General features: G+C 34.8%; 17 protein-coding genes and 1 tRNA gene. 6 read left to right on the forward strand and 12 right to left on the reverse strand.

Features of this window, described 5'->3' with window-relative positions:
• Positions 1-2: 2 nt before the first annotated feature.
• Positions 3-1,229 (reverse strand): NADH:ubiquinone reductase (Na(+)-transporting) subunit B, encoded by a 1,227-nt coding sequence (locus LG651_RS14910; RefSeq protein WP_226696902.1) that lies wholly within the window; start codon positions 1,227-1,229, stop codon positions 3-5.
• Positions 1,229-2,584: a Na(+)-translocating NADH-quinone reductase subunit A gene (locus LG651_RS14915; protein ID WP_226696903.1), complete on the reverse strand. Its 1,356-nt coding sequence runs from the start codon at positions 2,582-2,584 to the stop codon at positions 1,229-1,231. The genes LG651_RS14910 and LG651_RS14915 overlap by 1 nt, the downstream gene beginning before the upstream one ends.
• Before the next feature lie 169 nt (positions 2,585-2,753).
• Here LG651_RS14915 and LG651_RS14920 point away from each other — a divergent pair, with 169 nt between their 5' ends.
• Both LG651_RS14920 and apaG read left to right on the forward strand, forming a co-directional pair.
• Positions 2,754-4,001 carry a type IX secretion system plug protein gene (locus tag LG651_RS14920; protein WP_226696904.1) on the forward strand — a complete coding sequence of 416 codons (1,248 nt, stop codon included), beginning with the start codon at positions 2,754-2,756 and terminating at the stop codon, positions 3,999-4,001.
• A 104-nt stretch (positions 4,002-4,105) separates the two neighbouring features.
• Positions 4,106-4,492, forward strand: a complete 387-nt coding sequence (apaG, locus tag LG651_RS14925; RefSeq protein ID WP_226696905.1) for a Co2+/Mg2+ efflux protein ApaG — start codon at positions 4,106-4,108, stop codon at positions 4,490-4,492.
• Positions 4,493-4,647: 155 nt separating this feature from the next.
• On the opposite strand, the gene LG651_RS14930 is transcribed toward apaG, so the two are convergent.
• Both LG651_RS14930 and LG651_RS14935 read right to left on the reverse strand, forming a co-directional pair.
• Positions 4,648-5,640, reverse strand: coding sequence for a DUF6695 family protein (locus LG651_RS14930; RefSeq protein WP_226696906.1), 993 nt, complete (start codon positions 5,638-5,640; stop codon positions 4,648-4,650).
• Positions 5,633-6,358, reverse strand: coding sequence for an NRDE family protein (locus LG651_RS14935; RefSeq protein WP_226696907.1), 726 nt, complete (start codon positions 6,356-6,358; stop codon positions 5,633-5,635). The genes LG651_RS14930 and LG651_RS14935 overlap by 8 nt, the downstream gene beginning before the upstream one ends.
• 151 nt (positions 6,359-6,509) lie before the next feature.
• Here LG651_RS14935 and pruA point away from each other — a divergent pair, with 151 nt between their 5' ends.
• From pruA to LG651_RS14950, 3 genes are all read left to right on the forward strand, one after another.
• Complete coding sequence (pruA, locus tag LG651_RS14940) at positions 6,510-8,138, forward strand: L-glutamate gamma-semialdehyde dehydrogenase (protein WP_226696908.1); 1,629 nt, start codon at positions 6,510-6,512, stop codon at positions 8,136-8,138.
• Positions 8,139-8,237: 99 nt separating this feature from the next.
• Positions 8,238-8,804 carry a hypothetical protein gene (locus LG651_RS14945; protein WP_226696909.1) on the forward strand — a complete coding sequence of 189 codons (567 nt, stop codon included), beginning with the start codon at positions 8,238-8,240 and terminating at the stop codon, positions 8,802-8,804.
• 39 nt (positions 8,805-8,843) lie between these two features.
• Positions 8,844-10,085: a DEAD/DEAH box helicase gene (locus tag LG651_RS14950; protein ID WP_226696910.1), complete on the forward strand. Its 1,242-nt coding sequence runs from the start codon at positions 8,844-8,846 to the stop codon at positions 10,083-10,085.
• A gap of 3 nt (positions 10,086-10,088) precedes the next feature.
• Here the strand turns inward: LG651_RS14950 and LG651_RS14955 are convergent, their stop codons facing one another.
• Positions 10,089-10,754 carry a M15 family metallopeptidase gene (locus LG651_RS14955; protein WP_226696911.1) on the reverse strand — a complete coding sequence of 222 codons (666 nt, stop codon included), beginning with the start codon at positions 10,752-10,754 and terminating at the stop codon, positions 10,089-10,091.
• 650 nt (positions 10,755-11,404) lie between these two features.
• On the opposite strand from LG651_RS14955, the gene LG651_RS14960 reads away from it, so the two are divergent.
• On the forward strand, positions 11,405-12,106 hold the full coding sequence (locus tag LG651_RS14960) for a DUF4369 domain-containing protein (protein WP_226696912.1): 702 nt from the start codon (positions 11,405-11,407) through the stop codon (positions 12,104-12,106).
• 64 nt (positions 12,107-12,170) lie between these two features.
• Here LG651_RS14960 and LG651_RS14965 read toward each other — a convergent pair.
• The 7 genes from LG651_RS14965 to LG651_RS14995 all read right to left on the reverse strand — a co-directional run.
• Positions 12,171-12,244, reverse strand: a tRNA-Thr gene (locus LG651_RS14965).
• A 60-nt stretch (positions 12,245-12,304) separates the two neighbouring features.
• Complete coding sequence (locus tag LG651_RS14970) at positions 12,305-12,574, reverse strand: hypothetical protein (RefSeq protein WP_226696913.1); 270 nt, start codon at positions 12,572-12,574, stop codon at positions 12,305-12,307.
• A 79-nt stretch (positions 12,575-12,653) separates the two neighbouring features.
• Positions 12,654-13,064 (reverse strand): 6-pyruvoyl trahydropterin synthase family protein, encoded by a 411-nt coding sequence (locus tag LG651_RS14975; RefSeq protein ID WP_226696914.1) that lies wholly within the window; start codon positions 13,062-13,064, stop codon positions 12,654-12,656.
• The gene (gene idi / locus LG651_RS14980; protein ID WP_226696915.1) at positions 13,064-13,588 is read right to left on the reverse strand and encodes an isopentenyl-diphosphate Delta-isomerase; all 525 of its coding nucleotides are present in this window, start codon (positions 13,586-13,588) and stop codon (positions 13,064-13,066) included. The genes LG651_RS14975 and idi overlap by 1 nt, the downstream gene beginning before the upstream one ends.
• Positions 13,589-13,691: 103 nt before the next feature.
• A complete protein-coding gene (locus LG651_RS14985; protein ID WP_226696916.1) occupies positions 13,692-15,638 on the reverse strand; it encodes an OmpA family protein in 1,947 nt (648 codons plus the stop codon).
• Between the two features lie 11 nt (positions 15,639-15,649).
• Positions 15,650-16,582 carry a PorP/SprF family type IX secretion system membrane protein gene (locus LG651_RS14990; RefSeq protein ID WP_226696917.1) on the reverse strand — a complete coding sequence of 311 codons (933 nt, stop codon included), beginning with the start codon at positions 16,580-16,582 and terminating at the stop codon, positions 15,650-15,652.
• Between the two features lie 30 nt (positions 16,583-16,612).
• Positions 16,613-21,549 (reverse strand): Ig-like domain-containing protein (locus LG651_RS14995; RefSeq protein ID WP_226696918.1); only part of this gene is annotated, 4,937 nt, incomplete at its 5' end.

The raw sequence follows: 21,549 nt of genomic DNA on the forward strand, positions 1-21,549 counted from the left end.
TTTTAAGCTGTTTTAACTTTTAAACGTTTCATTCTTTTCTTAACGTTTCCTTGTACCACATAATGATCGATAGTAGGTGCAAACACATTCATTAAAAGAATGGCTAACATAACACCTTCTGGATACGCAGGGTTGAATACACGAATTAAAATTGAAATGAAACCTACTAGAAATCCGTAAACCCATTTTCCTTTATTGGTTTGCGATGCCGTTACTGGATCTGTAGCCATAAACACAGTACCAAAAGCAAAACCACCAATTAATAAATGATGCCAGAATTCGGTACTCATTAATCCGTAAAACTTGCTGCTTTCTGTAATCCAACCAGAACTTACAACACCATTGAAGATTAAGCCCATTACTATAGCACCAAGTACTGATGATAACATAATTCTCCAGCTTCCTATTTTAGTGAAGATTAAAAATAAACCTCCTAATAAAATTAATAAAGTAGATGTTTCACCAACCGAACCTGGAATAAATCCAAAGAACATATCGGCAACAGAATAACCCGCGCCGTTGCTCTGTGCTAAACTACCTAAAATAGTTTCACCAGAAATTACATCAACATTTGCACCTCCAGCTATTTCTTGAGCACGCTCAACTGCACCGTGAACCCATACTTTATCTCCCGACATCCAAGTTGGATATGCGAAGAATAAAAAAGCACGAATAGTTAATGCTGGGTTTAAGATATTCATTCCTGTTCCTCCAAAAACCTCTTTACCTATTACAACACCAAAGGCAACTGCAACAGCAAGCATCCAAAGTGGTAGATCTACTGGTACAATTAATGGCACAAGCATTCCAGTTACTAAGTAACCTTCTTCAATTTCGTGACCCTTAATTATACAGAAGATAAATTCTATAGCTAAACCAACTACATACGATACAATAACAAGTGGCAAAATTTTTAATGCGCCTACACCAAGATTCGCTAAAGTCCAAAACTCTGAACTAAAAAACCCTGCTGAAACTTTACTAATTTCTCCAATTGCAACGTGATGTTGGTAACCAGCGTTAAACATACCAAAAATTAAACACGGTATTAAAGCCATAATTACCGTATTCATGGTACGTTTTAAATCGTCGGCTGCTTTAATGTGTGTTCCGCCGTGAGTCGTCTCATTCGGCAGATATAAAAAAGTATGAAAACCATTAAATAGCGGTGCTATTTTTTTTCCTTTATACTTTTCTTTTAGATTATGTAAGTTATTTTTTAAACTCATTATCCTATCTCTTTAATCATTAAGTCTAAACCTTCTCTAATAATTTTTTGATGTGGTTGTTTAGAAACACAAACAAACTCGGTAAGTGCAAAATCTTCTGGTGCTACTTCGTACATTCCTAAAGCTTCCATTTCATCTAAATCTTTGTACATACAAGCTTTTAGAATTTGCATTGGAAAAATATCTAAAGGAAAAACCTCTTCGTAATTACCAGTTACCACAAACGCGCGGTGTTCACCGTTTGTATTTGTATCTAGACTATATTTTTTGTTAGGGTTTAACCAAGAAAAAGTTAATGCTCTAGAAGTAGATACTTTATTAAATACAGGTTTGTTCCATCCAAAAAAGTCGTAATCATCACCTTCTGGAATTACCGAAATGGTATCACTGTAGTAATCCAAAGCGCCATCGGCTTTAATTTCTTTACCAGAAAGCACATTACCAGAAATAATACGATCATTTCCAGATTGCTCTACACCTTTATCATAAATCATAGTAGCAACTTCACTTCCAACTACAGTTTTAAAATAACGTGGTTTTTGTACCGAAGAACCTACTAAGGCTACAATGCGTTCTGCATTAAACTTACCAGTTAATAATAACTCTCCAATAATCACCAAGTCTTGCGGATTTACCGTCCACACAACTTCCCCTTTATTTATCGGATCTATTTTGTTAATTTGAGTACCTACATTCCCTGATGGATGTGGCCCAGATACTTTATGCAATGTTACACCAGATAAACCTGCAAGTGGTGAGTTGGAAGACTTCCCAACCGATACATGCACTTTACCTTCGGTAAGTTTTGCTAAAGCCGTAACAGCAGCTTGCAATTCGGCTTCTTTACCTTGTAAGGTAAAATCCAAATCAGCAGCAAGCGGTGCAGAAGCATAACCCGAAATAAAAATGGCTTTTGGTGCCTTTTCTGGGTTTGCAATTACATCGTACGGTCGTTGTTTAACAAACGGCCAGCAACCTGCTTGTAGCAAATGCGATTTAACACTTTCCGCTGTTGCGCCATCAACATCAAACTTACCAAACTCTTCAAAAGTTTGTGGTTTGCTTGCTTCAATTTTAATAGCATCAATGCGTCTCTTTGGTCCACGTACGATCTCTACAACTTTACCTGAAACTGGCGATACAAATTTTACCGCTTCGTTGGCTTTATTATAAAACAAAACACCACCTGCGTTAACAGATGTGCCTTCTTTTGCAACAAGTTTTGGAATAACACCGTGGAAATCTTCTGGTCTTATGGTGCAGTAGTTGCTTACAACTGCTTGTTCTACAGTTTTTTCAGCTTCACCATTAAGTTTAATGTCCAGACCCTTTTTAATACGAATGTCGTTTGACATATTATCTTTTTGTTGAATTTATTTTTATAAAAATCGCTGCAAAAATACGAAGTAATTCATTTAAAATCTATTTATAATCGCGCTATTAATCTATTTATACCAATTCTAAATAACACTTTTTAATTAGGCATAGATTTTGTTTATCTTTACTAAAATTTTAATTTAATTAATGAAATTATTAAACCGCTTTGTTCTAGCTTTTTGCTTCATATCTTCAACTATTTTCGCTCAAGTTGAAGAAGTAAATCCGCCAGATTATATTAAAACCATAATCTTTAAAAGTAACACCGATTTATCTCAACTTCCTATTTTAAAACTTGGAGAGACCATTCAATTATCGTTTGATGCCTTAAACGGCAACGAAGACGATTATTATTATAAAATTGAACATTTTAATTACGATTGGACACCCTCGAAACTAATGAAGCCAGAGTTTTTAGATGGGTTCGACAATCAACGTATTCGTGACTACGAAAACTCGTATAACACCTACCAAATTTACTCTCATTACAAACTAACAATTCCTAACCGCTTTACTAAAAGCCTAAAAGTTTCAGGTAATTATATAATTTCAGTTTTTAACAACGATAACCATTTAGTTTTTTCACGAAAATTTATGCTTTACGAAGAGCAGGTTAGCGTTGGAGTCACCCTAAAAAGATCAAGAGATTTACAATTTGTAGAACAAAAACAACGTGTTGAAATTCTAGTAAATACCAACAGCAACAATTTAAACAATCCTACACAAACGGTTAAAGCTACCATAATAAAAAATAACAATTTAAAAACTGCAATAACTAATATAAAACCTCAATATACAGTAGGCTCGCAACTTATATACAGATATGATAAAGAAACTAGTTTTTGGGCAGGAAACGAATACTTATATTTTGAAAACAAAGATATAAGAGCTGCAAATAACGGTGTTCAATATATCGATTTAAAAGATTTATATCACAGCTACCTGTACACCAATTTACCGAGAAACAACTCTGCTTACACCTATTTTCCAGATATTAATGGTAACTACACTGTATTAAATATCGATGCAGAAGACTCCACCATTGAAGCCGATTATGTATGGGTACATTTTTCGTTAAAAGCTACCGAAAAACTCATCAATAAAGATATTTACGTTTATGGTAACTTCAATAACTTTTCGCTCGATGCCGAAACCAAAATGCAATTCGATGCTCAACGAAACGTATTTTATAAAGCCTTATTATTAAAACAAGGGTTTTACAACTATAATTTTGTTGCGCTTGATAATGGTAAAATTAACGAAAGTGAAATAGGTGGTAACTTTTATCAAACCGAAAACAATTATAAAGTTTTAGTTTATTATCGCGATTTAGGCGCTCGCTACGACAAAATAATAGGGTTTGGAGAAGGCACATCGGTAAATATCTCCAATTAACACGTTGTTTAACTAATTTTTAAGGTAATCGTACAGAAATATATCCACAACAAAAAATTATTTCTTATTTTTGTAACGAAACGCATTGTTTATCAACAATTAGTATGGTTCAACAAGTAACAAAAGGCATAAAAATTTCGGTCGAAACCAATTTCGAAGGCTCGTTTTATAAAAATTATAAAATACAGTATGCCTTTGGTTATACGGTAACCATCGAAAACCAAAGCAAAGACTCTGTTCAGCTTAACGCGCGCCATTGGGAAATTTTAGACGCCTTAAATAATGTAGAAATTGTTGCTGGCGAAGGCGTTATTGGTAAAAAACCAGTAATAAAACCAGGGGAATCGCACACTTATACTTCTGGCTGCTTATTATCATCTCCATTTGGAGCCATGCAAGGTTTTTACAGCATGGTAAACTTTACAACCACTAAAAAGTTTGATGTTACCATACCAACATTTAAATTAAGCGCTCCGTTTGCAGTAAATTAATTTGGGCGTTCGGGCGGGCTTTACACTATATCTTTTTTGTAAAGTAGTTTTTTAAATTCTTCAAAGCACGTACAAACAACAATACAAAAGTAATATTAGCAAATTATAACACTACAAAAAAGGATGCCGCTTCAATCCCTAACGCGCAAGTAAGTTCAGGCTATTCTATTAAATTTATAAACCTTACCGTTTTGTTTAACATTAAAAAATTTACAGTTAGAATAATGTACAAATACATAATCTAAATCAAAATTAAACTTGGTGTTTTCTACTTCATAAAAATCGTCAACATCAATATTACCATAAGGAGAAATTCTTCTAAAACGGTAAACATTTAATTTATCTGTTTTATGTAATTCAAACCAAGCACCAGCGGCAATCCCAGATAGCCATTGTGCATTTTCATGAACACCTTTAACAGGTTTAGGCTTTAAAGTGCCCACTAAATTCACATTATGTTCTTTTAATTTATCTAAAAAACATCGCAGATTTTCACTTTTTTGAGAACCTTTAAATATTGAAATTTCACCAGTCTCTGTAACTTCATAAACTGCACTTTCTGTATTTCCTAACAACACATTACCAACAGTACTTGGCGTAAACCATAACGATTTTTGCAAAGCCTTTTTAACATTACCATCTGTAACCGAAGCAATTAAACTTTCTGTTACAAAACGTGCACAATTACAAGCGTTTTTTATAAAAGCGGCATATCTAATAAAATGTTTGTTTTGCATTTGGGTAATGTGCGTACGTGCTTTTAAATAATTAACTTTAGTGCAAACAGACGCTACAAGTTTACCGTCGCCATGAGTTAATTTTGGCTTGGTAGCAAGAAACTTTAAAATTTCATCTAAATTAAGAATTTGGCTGTCTTGAATTTTTGCTTGAATAGGAAAATGCAATTCATTGTCGGTATCTTTACCTCTAACCCGCCCTGTTGGTTCTGGAGTAATATACCTACCAAAATCATGATACTCTAAAACTCCAGTTTCCTTATTAATTAAAACTAAAGCGGCATGTCCAGCTCTTAAATAATCTTTTTTACCAATACCAATAAACCTTAAAAAAGGAGAATACCACTCATCGGCAACCATAACAATAGTTTCAGGATAAGCTAAGGTTATAATAATTCCGGTATTATTCATTTATAGGCTCAGGAAATTTAAACTGTTCTTTAGACACAAATTTATTACGAACGTTTTCGTACCTCATCTCTACTGTTGTTCCTGTTTTACAAACTTGAGTAATACTTGTAGTTTTTACAAAACCACGATTCATTACCGTACCGTATTCGTCATTATCTTTTCCAGCGTATTTATGAAAATCAAGAATATCGTTTGCAGAATTTTCATTAGTATCTACAAATGCTTTAAACCATTCTAATCTTTCAACCTTCATATCTGAAGTATATAAAGTTGCTGAAGACCAAATTTTAGGCTCTAAAGGTAATTTTTCAAAGTATTTTTCTAAACCATCCCAAACAAACTGATAAAACTGTAATCCGTCGTTCCAGTCTACAATTACTAAAGTAAAGGGTTCAATTCCTAAAAAATTATAATCGTTAAATATATTTATAATATGCGGAGCTACCAATAACTCCTTAACCACTATACCTCTACTTTTTCTATACACCGGCTGTCTTGTATGCAGTTTAAACCCACCGTTAAGCAAACAAATTAGTCGGTTGTTTTCACTAACACCTACCCAAGTACCTTCAGATAATTCATCCTTTGGATATAACAGTTTTTTCCCATTAAAATCGTAAAAACTTGGAGGCAAAGATATTCTACTAGGCGCCTCATCTCGGTTGGATGTTAAAATAAAATCATTATTTCCCTTAGGAAATATAGAAACTGTACACATGTTACAAATAAGCTTTAAACAGGTTAGCAGTTTACAAATATAAACTAAATATTAACACATTTTTGGGGAAATACAATCATCATTATTCATTTAAAAATTCGTAATTTTGTGGCTTAATTAATGAATTTTCAATAACAAAAAACAACAAATCATGGGAAAAGGCTTTTTTAATGTACCTGTTGCTGTAAACGAACCTGTAAAATCTTACGCACCTGGAACTCCAGAGCGCACAGAAGTACTTACTGCATACAAGGACATGTTTAATAGCAAAATTGATGTACCACTATATATTAATGGTGAAGATATCGAAACAGGCAACACAAAAGAAATGTCGCCTCCCCATGACCATAAACATATTGTAGGAACGTTTCATTTAGCAGAAAAAAGTCATGTTGAAAACGCCATCTCTACAGCTTTAGAAGCAAGAAAAACATGGAGTTTAATGCCTTGGGAACAACGCGCTGGTATATTTTTAAAAGCAGCCGAGTTAATTGCTGGTCCTTACCGTGCAAAAATTAATGCTGCAACTATGATTGCTCAGTCTAAAACCATTCACCAAGCAGAGATTGATTCGGCTTGTGAGTTGGTAGACTTTTTACGTTTTAACGTACAGTTTATGACTGATATTTACATGGAACAACCAGAAAGCACAAGCGATGCCTGGAACCGTATTGAATACAGACCACTAGAAGGTTTCACTTATGCTGTTACTCCATTTAATTTTACCGCAATTGCAGGAAATTTACCAGCATGTATGGCTTTAATGGGTAATGTTGTTGTTTGGAAACCAAGTGATAGCCAAGTATATTCCGCTAAAGTTATAATGGATGTTTTCAAAGAAGCTGGTGTACCTGCTGGTGTAATTAACGTGGTATTTGGAGACCCAGTAATGATTACCGAAACAGTACTTGCAAGTCCAGATTTTTCAGGTTTACATTTTACAGGTTCTACCTTTATTTTCAAAGAGCTATGGAAACAAATAGGTAACAATATACACAACTACAAAACTTACCCGCGAATTGTTGGAGAAACTGGTGGTAAAGATTTTATTGTAGCACATAAATCGGCTAATGCAAAACAAGTGGCAACAGCTATTTCACGTGGTGCTTTTGAGTTTCAAGGGCAAAAATGTAGTGCAGCTTCTAGAGCTTACATACCAAAAAGCATTTGGGCAGATGTTAAGCATTTTGTTTTAGAAGATATTGCTTCTTTTAAAATGGGTTCTCCAGAAGACATGAACAACTTTATTACTGCTGTAATTCACGAAGGTTCTTTCGATAAATTAGCTAAATATATTGATGGTGCTAAAAACGATACCGATGCCGAAATTATAGCTGGTGGAAATTACGATAAAAGCAAAGGGTATTTTATTGAACCTACGGTAATAGTAACAACAAACCCAAAATACACAACCATGTGTACCGAACTTTTTGGACCTGTAATTACTATTTATGTTTATGAAGATGACGCTTACGCGGAAACTTTAAAATTAGTAGATGAAACTAGCGAGTATGCCTTAACCGGTGCCATTTTATCAACCGATAGATATGCAATTACACAAGCTACTGAAGCTTTACAAAACAGTGCAGGTAACTTTTACATAAACGATAAACCTACCGGAGCCGTTGTTGGGCAACAGCCATTTGGTGGTGCTAGAGCTTCTGGAACAAATGATAAAGCAGGTAGCGCACAAAACTTATTACGTTGGGTGTCGCCAAGAATGATTAAAGAAACCTTTGTAACACCTACTGATTACCGCTATCCTTTTTTAGGTGAGTAATTTTAGTATATTATCTTAAATTAAAAAGCTATTTCGGTTAACGGAATAGCTTTTTTTTTATTTTTATCGGCAAAAATTCACAACATAACTACCTTTAAAATGCATTTAAAAAAACTATTCTGTATTTCTCTTGTACTTGCAACCAGCTTTGTTTACTGTCAAACTATAAAAGAAAAAGCATTAAACATCATGGTTGGTTATGGTATAACTGCGCCTTATGACAGTGTTGATGATATTGCAGACGATGGATTTTATCTTCAAGGTGAATTGGTTTTAACAGTAGCATCATGGGTAGAGTTTAAACCTTATTTGGGTTTTATAACAACATCTTCTAACGGTAAAGACTTAAACAATAATCCAACAAACGAAAAAGCTGAAACTAAAGCGCTTCTTTTTGGAGGAAAAGCTAGATTGAGAGCTCCTATTCCTTGGGTTGCTCCGTATGCTGAAATTGGTATTGGTGCATCCGTAGGTAAATTTGTTAGCGAAACCGCATTTTATAATTACAATAAATCTGGTATTTTATATCATATTCCGTTTGCCTTGGGTTTAGAATTGGGTAAACAGCATCAAGTAGATTTAGGACTAACCTATTATTTCACTCCAAGTGTAAAACAATTTTCTGGAGCATTCGCAGTTGGTATAACAATACCTTTAAAGCATTAAACTAAATTTGTTTACCTTATCTTTGCCTAAAATTTTGGTATGTCATTTTCAAATTTTAAGTTAAACAAACCTATTTTAAAAGCTATTGATGAAGCAGGTTACCTTGCTCCTACATTGGTTCAAGAAAAAACAATTCCTTCTGTTTTAAACAACAAAGATGTTATTGTTTCTGCACAAACAGGAACAGGTAAAACAGCTGCATTTGCTTTACCTATTCTTCAAAAGTTTTTCGATTATCAAGATGCACCTAAAAAAGGCAAAAAAGTTAAAGCTTTAATTGTGAGTCCAACTCGAGAATTGGCCTCTCAAATTCAAGATAACTTTAAAACCTTAGGAAAATATACAAACTTAAGATCTGCTGTAATTTTTGGAGGTACATCAATTGAACCTCAAAAGGATATTTTAAATAAAGGTGTCGATATTTTAATTGCAACACCAGGTCGTTTACTAGATTTACACAAACAAGATTTACTAAATTTAGACTATGTTGAAACTTTAGTTTTAGATGAAGCCGACTTAATGTTAGACATGGGCTTTATTGATGATGTTAAAAAAATTGAACGCCTTTGTACAAAAGAAAAACAAATTTTATTATTCTCAGCAACCATACCTGCAAAAGTTGAGCAACTTGCCAACACCATTTTAAATACTCCAGAACGTATTGAAGTTGCTTCAAACTCTTCAACTTCAAAAAATATTAATCAAATTTTATATTACGTACCTAAACGTAATAAAATGGAATTGTGTTTACACTTACTACGAAACACTATTAAAGGTAGTATTATAATTTTTAGACGAACCAAATTTGGAGTAAACAAACTGGAACAAACATTAACTAAAAACGGTTATAAAGTTGATAGTATTCATGGCGATAAAACACAAAATTTACGACAAGATGCTTTAAATAAATTTAAAAATGGTTACGTTAATATTCTTATTGCTACAGATGTTGCAGCACGTGGTATAGATATTAATGAATTAGATGCCGTTATAAATTTCGATTTACCTAACGTACCAGAAACCTATGTGCATCGCATTGGTAGAACGGCTCGCGCGGGTAAAACCGGAACAGCTTATTCGCTATGTTCTGCTGATGAAAAGAGTTACATTAAAACTATTCAACAACTTATTCAATTAGAAATTCCTATTGAAACTGAACATCCATATCCATTAGATCCCAAAGCTAAACCTGTTGTTCATAAATCTAAAAAAACAGGTAGTAAACATAAAAAAGGACGAAAAAGTACAGCTTCGAAAAAGAAGAAAAAGCGCTGGTACTAAACTTTACTTTATAGGGAAATTAAAATAGGTTTTAGGAAAAGGCTCACCGCGCAAAGTAAAATGCCACCATTCTTTAGAGTAACTTCTAAATCCGTGTTTTTGCATAACACGCTGAAGCAATATTCTGTTATCATGCTGCTTTTTGGTTATTTTGCCATAAGTAACCCAAGATTGCTCTCCAAAAAAATCAAACGGACTTCCCATATCGATAGGTGTTCCTGTATTAGCATCAATTATTGTTAAATCGACTGTACTCCCTCTACTATGTCCAGATTTAGAAGCGATATAACCGTTTTTAAACAAATTCTTTTTCTTTTCCTTCGGGTAAAAGGTTGATTTATTTATAGTATCATCTAATACTCTAGCCCATTTCACAAAATGATTAACGGCTTCTTGCGGTCGGTAACCATCATAAACCTTTAAACACAAATTTTGTTGTTGAAGTTCTTCTTGTACCAATTTTAAAGCTTCAGCCGCTTGCTTAGTTAAAATTAATCGGTTTGCAAAATACCCTTCAACATGTTTACCTAAAAAATTGTTGGTTGTGTTATACCTTAATTCAACATCTAAATCTGGAATAACATCTTTTACATAAACAAATCCTTTAGGTAGCTGCCCAAAGGATAAGAAACCTAGTAAACACATTAAAGCAAATAATAAATTCTTCATAATATATGCTAATTTATAAAATATAATAAGGCACACTCAATAAACCTATTATTATACTTGACTTTATTGCATAAAAAAACCGAGTTCCCTCAAACTCGGTTTTTTCTCTATTTGCTTTAATTTTTTTATGTAGGTTAGATTTGGGGTAACCGCATCAACAACATAATGCAAATATTAATTAATTAATCCATTGAACTAAAAAGTGTGTTATTTAGTACACTTCAAATATATAATTCTTTTAAAATACAACACGATAAAAAACATTATAAATCGATGAAATACATGTTTTTTTAACATTATTTACCGATAAAGTGTTTTTAATCGACGAAATACACATTTTTTAGCTATTCAGAAAAACAAATCTTTATTTAAACACATAAAAAAACACCTCGAATACGAGGTGTTTTTCTCTAACTAACTAACCAAAAATATGAATTACTTTCTGTAAGTTTAAAGTAACCACTCAATAAACTTTTTATAGGAATGTAATTACTTTTTATATAACAATACCCGTGCCAAACTTTAGTGTTACAGTTTTTATTAGTATATGTTTAACAAACTACGTTGAATAAAAACATTTATTTTAAAAACCAATTAGCTTAAGAATTATATTTATAAGATATTTGCTCACCTTAAAACTTAATAGAAATATGAAAAAATTTTCAGCAGCATTAATTGTATTAATTATAGCTTTTTCATGTGGTAAAGCAGAAAAAGATTTAACTGTAAAAGGCCATATAAAAGGTCTTAAAAAGGGAACCGTTTATCTTAAAAAAATAGAAGATACGATATTAATTACTGTAGATAGTTTAGTAATAAACGGCGACTCCAATTTTAGTTTACAAAGCGACCTAGAATCTCCTGAAATTTTCTTTTTAGATTTAGATAAACATAGTGCCGAACAAGATCGAATTAAATTTTTTGCAGATAAAGGTATAACTGAAATAAATACTAGCCTTAAAAACTTTGTTTTTGATGCCAAAATTAAAGGTTCTAAACAACAAGAAATTTATGAAGAATATTTGTTAATGATTTCTAAGGTTAATAATAAACGATTGGAGCTAATTAAAGAAAAGTTTGAGGCACAACGCGATGGAGACTCAATTGCTCTAGACTCTTTAGTTAATCTAGATAATGGCTTGTTAAGAAGACGTTATTTATATACAGTTAATTTTGCTTTAAACCATAAAGACAGTGAAGTTGCTCCTTATTTAGCACTTTCAGAAATATATAATGCACAGCTCAAGTTTTTAGATACTATTAACCAAACGCTTACACCAGAAATTAAAAATTCTAAATATGGTAAAGAGCTTGAAACCTTTATTAAAACTATAAAAGAAACTGAAAAATAGAACGCAACCTTTCTAAAATGCAAAAAACCTTTCAAATAATTTTGAAAGGTTTTTGTTTTTTTAGAGCCGATGGAGGGACTCGAACCCACGACCTGCTGATTACAAATCAGCTGCTCTAGCCAGCTGAGCTACATCGGCGTAATTGCGGGTGCAAATATAATCGCAAAAATTAAATTTGCAAGCACTTTACAAAAAAAATTAACTTAATTTATTAATCTTTTCTATTAACGCCTTCCCTTTTTCTTCAAGTTCAATATTAATTGCCTTAAAATGAGCTTTTGGGCTCTCTACGTCTTTAGCGTTTACTTTGGCTATTAAATTATCAAATGTATCGATAGCTTCATCTATTATTGCTTCGCTTTCTTTGGTTTCTTTGTCTGTATTCTCCATTTCCCAAACATAAACAGCTTCAATAATATCGCCTAAAACATAGTTTATATCTTTTTTTAAATCTCTAACGTTTGCCATAATTTATATTTTTTATATCCTACAAAATTACACTTAAAAAGTTTATAAAAAACAATTTATGTAGTAACTTATTAAGTATTTATTCACCGGAATATATAACGAAATTCCTAGGTGTTTCGTATAAGGTTATTTGCAATTCCAAGGCAGGATTTAAATGAGGTTTTAGTATATTATAAATTACAACTGCAATGTTTTCGGCTGTTGGGTTTAATGTTTTAAAAGCATCAACTTCTAAATTCAAGTTTTTATGATCAAAAGTTTCTTCGATTTCATTATAGATTAAATCTTTTAAAATTTTCATATCTATAACAAAACCTGTTTCCGGATCTATTTCGCCTGTAACACTTACAATTAATTCGTAGTTATGACCATGAAAATTAGGATTGTTGCACTTACCAAATACAGCTTGGTTTTTTTCGTCGCTCCAATCTTTATTAAACAATCGATGTGCAGCATTAAAATGGGCTTTTCTACTTACAGTTGCTCTCATTATTTTTCAATATTTATATGCCGATAAAACTTTTCAAATATTATTTTAAACCATTCGGTATAATATTCTGGGTTACTTGCAATATCTGATTTAACGGCTTCTAAAGGCATCCATTTCCAGGCTTCAACCTCTTCCTTATTTATTACCGGTTCTTGATTGTAACTACCAACCATAACATGATCGAATTCATGCTCGGTTAAACCATTATCGAAAGGTGCTTTATAAATAAACGAAGTTGTTTCTTTTAACTCTGTAACAAAGCCCATTTCTTCCATTAAACGTCTTTTACCGGCTTCAATATTGCTTTCCCCCTCACGCTGGTGACTGCAACAAGTGTTAGTCCATAACCCTGGAGAATGGTATTTTCCTAAAGCACGCTGTTGCAACATCAATTCGTTTTTATCGTTAAAAACAAAAACAGAGAACGCTCTGTGCAGTAAAGCCTTTTCATGAGCTTCCATTTTAGGCATTAATCCTATTGGTTCATCATTCTTATTTACTAGTATTACCTTTTCTTCTTCCATATTAAACAAAAATACAAACAAATTAATCTTATGGCAATAACACAATAAAAAAAGCACTTAATTAGTTTAAGTGCTTTTATATAATTGAATCTATTTTTATAACTTACATTTTGATAATTATAAATTCTGATCTTCGGTTTAATTGATGGTCTTCTTCTGAACATTTTACACCATCACTACAACCATTTACTAATTGGCTCTCTCCGTAACCTGCTCCTGTTATTCTATCTGGGTTTATTTGCCCTTCTTCAATAATATAAGCTTTTGTGGATTTATTTCTTCGTGTTGATAAAGCTTCATTATACACTTTTGTTGCTCTACTATCGGTATGTGATCGTACTTCAATTTCCATTGTTGGATACTGTTTTAACACAGCTATTACCTTTTCTAGTTCTACCGCTGCATCTGGACGTATATTATGTTTATCAAAATCAAAGTAAATTATCGGTATGTTTAGCGTTTTAGCCAAATCGTCTCCAACTTGTATTGGCTTAACATCGCGAACTAAGTTTAAATCTTGAGTTAGCTTTTCAAAACGATTGGTACTTACAAAACGATTTTCACTTGACTCATAATCTGTTTTTTCGCCTCTAATTAAGTATTCTGTATCACAACTTACTTCTAAACTATAAGCGCCTTTTTTATCTGTAATACTTTCTGCAATTACATTACCTAAAGCATCTTGCAAAATTACTTTGGCCTTAGCTAAAACCTCTTGTGTTTCTGCGTCTTTTACAACGCCTTGCAACTCTTGCTTACATTCTGGTAAATTAAAAGCATAAATATCGTCATCGCCTTTTCCTCCCTTTCTGTTGGATGTGAAATAGCCTTGATCTTTTTCATCGTTTATATAATAGGCAAAATCGTCTTGCTTACTATTAAATGGCTTTCCTATGTTTTGTACTTTAAATACTCTGGATTGAGAACTTGTGTATTGTGATTCGAACCCTTTTACTACGTAAATATCTAATCCGCCTAAACCAGGATATCCGGTCGATGAAAAATACAAATCGCCTGTTTCACTTATAAACGGAAAACTTTCTGCGCCTTCTGTATTTATAGTTATACCTAAATGCTCTGGTTCACCTAATGTGCCATCCTTGTTAATATCTACCGCATAAATATCGGATTGACCTGTACTTCCTGGCATATCGGAAGCAAAATACATTTTCGTTCCTGTACTGTTTATACTTGGATGCGCAACACTATACTCATCATTATTAAAATGAACACTGGTTAGGTTTTTATAATCGCCATTCTCATCGATTTCTGCTCGATAAATTTGAAGGCGATTAAACTTTTTATCATCCTCTGAATATCTACTTTTAAAATAATTATTACGTGTAAAAAATAAATATTTACCGTCTGGTGTATATGCAGCCGATGATTCGTGATACTTTGTATTAATGTTTAATCCAAATTTATTTACTTGATTTGTTATATTTCCTGTTTCATCTATTTCTGCTGAATAAAGATCCAAATACGGTTGCTCGTTCCAACTATATAATTCGCCTGTACCACGAGTTGAAGAAAATATTAAATTACCGTTGTATATAGTGGTTCCAAAATCGGACAATTCCGAATTAATATCTAAATTCCGAATCTCAGCACCTTTATAGCTAACCTTTTCTATTTTACTTAAATAATCTTCTGTTGAAGCAAAGGCCTTTGCTCTTAAATCTTGTGGCTTTTGTGCTTCAAACTTGCGCATCCATTGGTCTGATAATTCATAATTACCTATTCCTTTTAAGGCTTGTGCATATCTAAAATAGTATTCTGGATCTAAATTGCCGGTTTCTATTTCCATCAATTTTCCATACCATTTTGATGCTGATTCCATTTCATTGTTAAAATAGAAGGAATTACCTAATTTTTTAAACATATCTTCAGACTCATGTCCTTTTTCAGCTACTTCTAAAAATACCTCACTTGTTTTTACATAGGCTAAATTGTCGTAATTCTTTTTCGATATCTTTTTTATTAATTTCTCCTGTGCATTTACAGATAAGGCTGGAATTAATAATAGTATATATAAGTATATTTTTCTCATGATTATATTTTTTAAAAGAATCTTGGTGAAATTAAACGCCCTACTTTTTGCAACTCATATCTTAGCATGATTTCATGGGTTCCACTGTTATAGTTATTTAATTCAGTGCTTGTTAAATCGTATGCATAACCTATTAGTAAACCATCGGTTATTTGAAACCCTACTAAACCACTAATCGAATCATCCCAACGATATGCTAAGCCCAAAGTAAACTTTTCGTTAAAAAGTGCATTTACTGATAAATCGGCTATTATTGGTGCGCCTTCTACTGCTTTTACTAAAAAGGCTGGCTTTAATTTAGTATTTCTACTAATATCAAATACATAACCTCCTATTAAAAAGAAATGCAAACGTTCGATAGCTACAGATTCTTGAAAATCATCATAATGCTCCGTTTTAACTACATTTGGAACTGAAAGCCCCACATACCATTTATCGGAATGTAAATAACTCGCCACACCAAATGTTGGTGATATTAAATTTACATTTTGATTAAATAAATTATCTGAATTTTGATACCTTCCTTTACTCCAATCTAAATTTAAAAAATGAACACCGCCTTTTACTCCAAACGAGAACTCCAAACCATCACTATTTACAGGAATGGTATATGAAAAATTAACATCTAAATTAGTCTCTACTGAAGGTCCTAGTTGATCACTAACTATATTTAAGCCTAACCCTAGCCTTTCATTCCTTAAAGGTGAATGTATACCAAACGTCATGGTTTTTGGAGCACCATCTACACCTACCCACTGTGTTCTGTATAAGCCAGTCATACTTAAAACATCGCGTTGGCCAGCATAAGCTGCATTAACACTCATAGTGTTGTACATATACTGTGTGTATTGAGCATCTTGCTGCCCAAACGAATCTTTTGTACTAATCAACGCTATAAAAGTAATTAGCGCTAAACTCTTTCGAAATAATGATTTTTTTATCATGGTTTTTCTATCTTAAGGGATTTTTTTAGTTTACCTGTTTATATATATCCAACCTACTTTTGGTTTTGATCCGTCTTTTAAATCTAAGATATAATAATAGGTTCCTACTGGTAATTGTTCTTTTTTATTATAAGTAGCTCGTCCGTTGGAAATACCATCCCAATCATTTTGATAATTAGAGCTCTCGTAAACTATGTTACCCCAACGGTTATAAACTCTTAATATATTATTTGGATAACTATTAATACAATTTATAATAAATGTATCATTAATTCCATCTCCGTTCGGAGAAAATTCATTAAAAGTTATTAAACAACCTAATTCTGTTATCGTTGGATCATCTTCTGTGTTTCCATCAAAATCGTCATCATCGTCACTAATATCATCTACTAAATCTCCATTTGATGCTACGCCATTAGCAAGTACTGTATTTGATACACCTCCTGCATTTAATGCTGCTTCTGTTATTACAAAACTAGCTGTATAAGTTGCTATTTCTCCTACTAACAACGTTCCTTCTTCACTACCTAAATCTGAACTTTCAAATTCTAAATCTTCAGTCAAACTCATTTCAACTCCATTTACATCTGTGAAAACATCTTCCAGTATTAAATCTGTTATTATCATATTTCCAGTATTCTCAACGTAAACTGAATAAGTAATTCTATCGTTGACATCTGTTCCTGATGTATGAGCTATTTTAACTACTTCTATAGCTCCCAAACATTCAACACTAGAGGTTACTGACACTGTTCTAGAATCTGACATATAAGAACATGCATTTTTTGGATCTGTACCATCGCTAATCTCATCAGCATCTATTACACCATCACCATCACAATCGGTTGTCGCTGTTATTGCTACTGTGATGTCTGATACATTGTAATCACATGCGTCTTTTGGATCGGTGCCGCTAGCTATCTCATCGGCATCGGTTACGCCATCTCCATCACAATCGGTTGTCGCTGTTATTGTTTCTGTAATGTCTGATACGTTGTAATCACACTCATCTTTTGGATCGGTGCCGCTAGCGATCTCATCGGCATCAATTACACCATCTCCATCACAATCGGTTGTCGATGTTATTGTTTCTGTAATGTCTGATACGTTGTAATCACACTCATCTTTTGGATCGGTGCCGCTAGCGATCTCATCGGCATCAATTACACCATCTCCATCACAATCGGTTGTCGCTGTTATTGCTACTGTGATGTCTGATACGTTGTAATCACACTCATCTTTTGGATCGGTGCCGTTGGCAATCTCATCGGCATCGGTTACTCCATCTCCATCACAATCGGTTGTCGCTGTTATTGATACTATGATGTCTGATACATTGTAATCACATGCGTCTTTTGGATCGGTGCCATTGGCTATCTCATCGGCATCGGTTACGCCATCGCCATCACAGTCTTCGGTTGATGTTATGGTTTCTGTAATATCAGATACGTTGTAATCACATGCGTCTTTCGGATCCGTGCCGTTAGCTATCTCATCGGCATCAGTTACGCCATCTCCATCACAATCGGTTGTCGCTGTTATTGCTACTGTGATGTCTGATACGTTGTAATCACATGCATCTTTTGGATCGGTGCCGCTAGCTATCTCATCGGCATCGGTTACTCCATCTCCATCACAATCGGTTGTAGCTGTTATTGCTACCGTGACATCGGATACGTTGTAATCACATGCGTCTTTTGGATCGGTGCCGCTAGCTATCTCATCAGCATCGGTTACGCCATCTCCATCACAATCGGTTGTAGCTGTTATTGCTACCGTGATGTCTGATACGTTGTAATCACACTCATCTTTTGGATCAGTTCCATTAGCTATCTCATCGGCATCGGTTACGCCATCTCCATCACAATCGGTTGTAGCTGTTATTGCTACCGTGATGTCTGATACGTTGTAATCACATGCGTCTTTTGGATCGGTGCCGTTAGCGATCTCATCGGCATCGGTTACTCCATCTCCATCACAGTCTTCTGTTGATGTTATTGCTACTGTGATATCTGATACGTTGTAATCACATGCGTCGGTAGGATTTGTACCATTACCATCATCTATTCCATTACCATCTGGATCGATTTCATCTCCATTTGTTACTCCATCACCATCACAATCTGCATCAGACCATGTTGAATTACTTAAATCACCTGTAGTCACCATTGGATCACAAGGATCATTCGGATCACTTACCGGACCTCCTGGAATATTCGTTGGATCTAAAGGTGTATTAGGGTCATCAATTCCTGTAGTTTCTTCACAATCTGTTAATCCATCTCCATCGGTATCTAAAGCACTTGGACAACCTGGAATTGAAACTGAAATTTCAGCTACATTTGAAACATTACCACCATCATCCTGAACAGTATATGTTATAGTTGTTGTTGCATTATTATAACCAGGAACTGGATCAAACGTTACAGTTCCATCTCCATTGTCTGTAAATGTTCCTTCACCTGGCACTGTAAAAGTACTTTGTTGACCTGGAGTATTCGGGTCTAAATCAATAGACAAATCATCAATAGTACCATCAATATCTGTATCGTTATCAGTAATATCTATTACAACATTAACATCTTCTGTAGTAATACCACTATCATTATTTGCTACAGGATCATCATTTACCGAGTTTACCGTAATATCTACTACGGCCGTTTCACAATCGCCATCTGCATCACAGATCTGATACGTGATTTGATCTGGACCATTGTAATCTGCATTTGGGGTGTAATCTATCGTATCATCGGTTGGGTCGTTTGGTGTGCCACCATCGTTTACTGTTGCTGTACCATTGCTTGCACCACTTGTGATAGTGATGGTTCCTGTGCTTGCTCCATCGCCGCCAAAACTATCGTCGTCTAATACTACAATGTTTACTGTATCGTCTTCATTTACACTCGCTGTATCATCCGTCGTGCTTGGTACATCATTTACCGAGTTCACTGTAATATCTACTACGGCTGTTTCACAATCGCCATCTGCATCACAGATCTGATACGTGATTTGATCTGGACCATTGTAATCTGCATTTGGGGTGTAATCTATCGTATCATCGGTTGGGTCGTTTGGTGTGCCACCATCGTTTACCGTGGCGGTGCCATTGCTTGCACCACTTGTGATAGTGATGGTTCCTGTGCTTGCTCCATCGCCGCCAAAACTATCGTCGTCTAATACTACAATGTTTACTGTATCGTCTTCATTTACACTCGCTGTATCATCCGTCGTGCTTGGTACATCATTTACCGAGTTCACTGTAATATCTACTACGGCTGTTTCACAATCGCCATCTGCATCACAGATCTGATACGTGATTTGATCTGGACCATTGTAATCTGCATTTGGGGTGTAATCTATCGTATCGTCCGTTGGATCGTTTGGTGTGCCCCCATCGTTTACTGTTGCTGTACCATTGCTTGCGCCACTAGTGATGGTTATCGTTCCTGTGCTTGGACCATCGCCACCAAAACTATCGTCGTCTAATACTACAATGTTTACTGTAGCGTCTTCATCTACACTTGCCGTATCGTCTACTGTTGTTGGTACATCATTTACCGAGTTTACCGTAATATCTACTACTGCCGTTTCACAATCGCCATCTGCATCACAGATCTGATACGTGATTTGATCTGGACCATTGTAATCTGCATTTGGGGTGTAATCTATCGTATCGTCCGTTGGATCGTTTGGTGTGCCCCCATCGTTTACCGTAGCGGTGCCATTGCTTGCGCCACTAGTGATAGTGATCGTGCCCGTGCTTGCTCCATCACCACCAAAACTATCGTCGTCTAATACTACAATGTTTACTGTAGCGTCTTCATCTACACTTGCCGTATCGTCTACTGTTGTTGGTACATCATTTACGGAGTTCACTGTAATATCTACTACTGCTGTTTCACAATCGCCATCTGCATCACAAATCTGATACGTGATTTGATCTGGACCATTGTAATCTGCATTTGGGGTGTAATCTATCGTATCATCGGTTGGGTCGTTTGGTGTGCCACCATCGTTTACCGTAGCGGTGCCATTGCTTGCGCCACTGGTGATAGTGATGGTTCCTGTGCTTGCTCCATCGCCGCCAAAACTATCGTCGTCTAATACTACGATGTTTACTGTATCATCTTCATTTACACTTGCCGTATCGTCTACTGTTGTTGGTACATCATTTACGGAGTTGACCGTAATATCTACTACTGCTGTTTCACAATCGCCATCTGCATCACAGATCTGATACGTGATTTGATCTGGACCATTGTAATCTGCATTTGGGGTGTAATCTATCGTATCGTCTGTTGGATCGTTTGGTGTGCCACCATCGTTTACCGTAGCGGTGCCATTGCTTGCACCACTAGTGATAGTGATCGTTCCTGTGCTTGCACCATCGCCGCCAAAACTATCGTCGTCTAATACTACAATGTTTACTGTATCGTCTTCATTTACACTTGCCGTATCGTCTACTGTTGTTGGTACATCATTTACGGAGTTCACTGTAATATCTACTACTGCTGTTTCACAATCGCCATCTGCATCACAAATCTGATACGTGATTTGATCTGGACCATTGTAATCTGCATTTGGGGTGTAATCTATCGTATCATCGGTTGGGTCGTTTGGTGTGCCACCATCGTTTACCGTGGCGGTGCCATTGCTTGCACCACTTGTGATAGTGATGGTTCCTGTGCTTGCTCCATCGCCGCCAAAACTATCGTCGTCTAATACTACAATGTTTACTGTATCGTCTTCATTTACACTCGCTGTATCATCCGTCGTGCTTGGTACATCATTTACGGAGTTGACCGTAATATCTACTACTGCCGTTTCACAATCGCCATCTGCATCACAGATCTGATACGTGATTTGATCTGGACCATTGTAATCTGCATTTGGCGTGTAATCTATCGTATCATCCGTTGGATCGTTTGGTGTGCCACCATCGTTTACTGTTGCTGTACCATTGCTTG

It is taken from the genome of Neotamlana sargassicola, from assembly GCF_020523965.1.
Lineage (GTDB): Bacteria > Bacteroidota > Bacteroidia > Flavobacteriales > Flavobacteriaceae > Neotamlana > Neotamlana sargassicola.

Coding starts and splice junctions, on each gene's coding strand:
- LG651_RS14975 (WP_226696914.1), bottom strand. CDS start 13,064: ATGAGAGCAACTGTAAGTAGAAAAGCCCATTTTAATGCTGCACATCGA.
- LG651_RS14960 (WP_226696912.1), top strand. CDS start 11,405: ATGAAAAAATTTTCAGCAGCATTAATTGTATTAATTATAGCTTTTTCA.
- LG651_RS14950 (WP_226696910.1), top strand. CDS start 8,844: ATGTCATTTTCAAATTTTAAGTTAAACAAACCTATTTTAAAAGCTATT.
- LG651_RS14930 (WP_226696906.1), bottom strand. CDS start 5,640: ATGAATAATACCGGAATTATTATAACCTTAGCTTATCCTGAAACTATT.
- idi (WP_226696915.1), bottom strand. CDS start 13,588: ATGGAAGAAGAAAAGGTAATACTAGTAAATAAGAATGATGAACCAATA.
- LG651_RS14910 (WP_226696902.1), bottom strand. CDS start 1,229: ATGAGTTTAAAAAATAACTTACATAATCTAAAAGAAAAGTATAAAGGA.
- apaG (WP_226696905.1), top strand. CDS start 4,106: ATGGTTCAACAAGTAACAAAAGGCATAAAAATTTCGGTCGAAACCAAT.
- LG651_RS14915 (WP_226696903.1), bottom strand. CDS start 2,584: ATGTCAAACGACATTCGTATTAAAAAGGGTCTGGACATTAAACTTAAT.
- LG651_RS14955 (WP_226696911.1), bottom strand. CDS start 10,754: ATGAAGAATTTATTATTTGCTTTAATGTGTTTACTAGGTTTCTTATCC.
- LG651_RS14920 (WP_226696904.1), top strand. CDS start 2,754: ATGAAATTATTAAACCGCTTTGTTCTAGCTTTTTGCTTCATATCTTCA.
- LG651_RS14990 (WP_226696917.1), bottom strand. CDS start 16,582: ATGATAAAAAAATCATTATTTCGAAAGAGTTTAGCGCTAATTACTTTT.
- LG651_RS14935 (WP_226696907.1), bottom strand. CDS start 6,358: ATGTGTACAGTTTCTATATTTCCTAAGGGAAATAATGATTTTATTTTA.
- LG651_RS14985 (WP_226696916.1), bottom strand. CDS start 15,638: ATGAGAAAAATATACTTATATATACTATTATTAATTCCAGCCTTATCT.
- LG651_RS14945 (WP_226696909.1), top strand. CDS start 8,238: ATGCATTTAAAAAAACTATTCTGTATTTCTCTTGTACTTGCAACCAGC.
- pruA (WP_226696908.1), top strand. CDS start 6,510: ATGGGAAAAGGCTTTTTTAATGTACCTGTTGCTGTAAACGAACCTGTA.
- LG651_RS14970 (WP_226696913.1), bottom strand. CDS start 12,574: ATGGCAAACGTTAGAGATTTAAAAAAAGATATAAACTATGTTTTAGGC.